The organism is Pseudomonas edaphica (assembly GCF_005863185.1).
In the GTDB taxonomy this organism is placed as follows: Bacteria; Pseudomonadota; Gammaproteobacteria; order Pseudomonadales; family Pseudomonadaceae; genus Aquipseudomonas; species Aquipseudomonas edaphica.
Window position 1 is genome coordinate 1 of the sequence record NZ_VBVZ01000811.1, and the last position, 2,309, is coordinate 2,309.

Annotated in this window: 2 protein-coding genes and 2 pseudogenes; 3 read left to right on the forward strand and 1 reads right to left on the reverse strand. The window is 56.8% G+C overall.

Annotated features, from left to right (window positions below):
- Nucleotides 1-202: pseudogene (locus FEM54_RS34850) on the reverse strand (GNAT family N-acetyltransferase); the annotation flags it as partial.
- Nucleotides 203-482: 280 nt separating this feature from the next.
- On the opposite strand from FEM54_RS34850, the gene FEM54_RS30770 reads away from it, so the two are divergent.
- From FEM54_RS30770 to FEM54_RS34855, 3 genes and pseudogenes are all read left to right on the forward strand, one after another.
- On the forward strand, nt 483-1,058 hold the full coding sequence (locus FEM54_RS30770) for a hypothetical protein (RefSeq protein WP_138454085.1): 576 nt from the start codon (nt 483-485) through the stop codon (nt 1,056-1,058).
- 429 nt (nt 1,059-1,487) lie between these two features.
- Nucleotides 1,488-2,135, forward strand: a complete 648-nt coding sequence (locus FEM54_RS30775) for a hypothetical protein (protein WP_138454086.1) — start codon at nt 1,488-1,490, stop codon at nt 2,133-2,135.
- Nucleotides 2,132-2,309 (forward strand): annotated as a pseudogene (locus FEM54_RS34855) (surface-adhesin E family protein); the annotation flags it as partial. The gene FEM54_RS30775 and the pseudogene FEM54_RS34855, both read left to right, overlap by 4 nt.

Sequence of the window (2,309 nt, forward strand, 5' to 3'; positions counted from 1 at the left end):
CGCCAGATGCCTCGATGTAGCGTGTGGTGCGAGCTTCAAAACCCCCAAGAAACCGCTCGCGCGCGCGCACTGGATCAAATCGCCCAACACGCTCCAGGCTTTCACGCATGGCCTCGATTCGAATGGCGACCAGATCATCCAAGTCACTTTCTTGAGCCTGGACCAACCTGATTGGGGAGTTTTGATTGGGTGTGACGGGCATAGTCCGCGCTCCAACTACCATCCTGGGGGGCCAGTATAGAGAGCCTGAGATGAGGTTCCCAGATATAGGAATGCGGGGTGGTTTAGTTTTCTATAACCCTGACGCTAAGTGCATGCCTACGCACTGGACGCTCTTATGAATGGCTGCTGGCAGCCAAAAGCAGCCTGCCCTGTACCTTCACTGGCTCGAAGCTGAAAGGTGATGAGTTTCCTAATCCGCTCAAGTACTAGCTGGCATAGCGATGCGGTATCCTGACCAACTCGTTAAACAAGGAAGAATAATGCGCTCGTCGTCATTTCTGTCGTATCTCAAACTCCCGGCTGTCCTGCTGATTGCCGGCCTCACAACCGCTTGCTCCAACTACCACTACAAGGATTACCAGGGTGATTGGGCGCCGGACTTGATGACTCCATATGACCTGTCCAATAACGCGACCAATGCGCCGGTGGTGTATTTCGCCACCACCCGCTTTCGCGGATTGGGAGTAAAATTCCATCGACTGTTGCTGGCCACGCATGTGGACGACCAACTGCTAGAGGGTGCCGGTCGGCGCTCGATCCTCGACGTTTCCGGCAAGCAAGCACTGCGCTTGACCCCAGGCAAACACTCATTGAGCTGGTGTTGGGTATCTATGAATGCCTTGGGTACCGGTGGCGCGAAGTGCGGCTTCAGTGCTCGCGATGTGGAGTTCCGTGCAGGCCAGCGATATGTCGTGGACTTCACCACTCGCGACGACATCAATGGGCCTCCGGGACGTCAGGTCTCGACCATTACTATCGAGTCCGAGATTCGAAATCTGGATACCCATGAAGTGATCTATCCGCTGAGAGGTATTGCAGAGCTGAAGACGCAATAACGATTGCGACGATCACCGTCAAAAACTGAGTCAGGCGGTGATCGCAAGCTCCGTGGCAAAGGACAGCTTCCGACGCTAACCTGCTCTTCGCGACAGGCAGCTATCGGCCAAAAGGAGCCGGTCACCGAGAAAAGAACTCCGCCGCGTTTTAATACTATCGGGCGCCCTTACCTTTGGCACGATACCGACATTAGGTTCTTCTGTGTTCGACAGAAGCGACTTTGATCAGCTCTCCACTGAGCAACTGACTTTTTGGACCGCGCACAATGATTGCCCCGGTATGGACTCCCGCTGTGCCTTGGGAGGAAGGCTATCTCACCTGCTCTGCATTGATTGGCGCCAGCCTCCTTTTCCGGTCCTTTCAATTTGTAACAACGTCCTGACGCAATTACGATAGAGTCTTTTCACACCAACAGGACTCTCCAAGCAATGGACATGCGTCGCCTTTTATCCTTCTCCTGCAGCAAAGCTATACTTCCTCTTTTCCTCGGACTGTGTTCCGGTAATGCACTGGCCAGCGGCCTCAGCGAAAGCCTGGTCTCGTGTGAGCCGTCATTTTTCAAACACCTGTATTCCCAGCGCGCCGATCTGGGGAAGACCGTCAAGCTGGCCCGCAACGATCAGCACGGCCTGGCCTGGCCGCCAGTGCTGGACCGCCGCAACTTCAACACTGCTTTCCAGCACTTCACCCCCGCTGTCGACGACCAGGGCCTGCGCCTGACTAGCTACTACGACCGGATCATGGACCTGGGCGAGCAAGGCATTTACTACTTCTGGGGTTTCGAAATCGATGCCAGCCGCGAGCAAGTCATGGCCAAGTTGCCGCATGCGGAATGGCAGGAGGCAGGCGAGTACTTCATTTCTAAACCACGGATCAAGGCGGACGCCAATTCCGCCTGGCAGAACAACCCTGCGGCGGCCTCGGGCATCGCTCCGGCGGCGGGTTCCGCGGAAAAGCTCCTGATGCTGAGCGTCGAGGACGGGAAGACCCGCCTGCTCTGTTCGTTGCAGGGCAGCGGCGATGAGCTTCTGTTGCAGCAGGAACGCCCGGACCTGGCACAGGGAACCGCACGATGAGGCGCCTGCCATGCCTAGAAGCGGTATTGCTGCTGGGTGGTTGTGCCCACGGCACTGTGCCGCAGAAAGCCGTGGCCGAAGCGCCGGCCACGACGCCTGCTGGCATGTTCAAACTGCTGGAGGACGCCAAACTGGCAACCTACTTCGACGCACACTCCGTCGCCTTGTACCAGG

Excerpts from the sequence above, each read along its gene's own strand:
- FEM54_RS30770 (WP_138454085.1), top strand. The coding sequence starts at position 483 with ATGCGCTCGTCGTCATTTCTGTCGTATCTCAAACTCCCGGCTGTCCTG.
- FEM54_RS30775 (WP_138454086.1), top strand. The coding sequence starts at position 1,488 with ATGGACATGCGTCGCCTTTTATCCTTCTCCTGCAGCAAAGCTATACTT.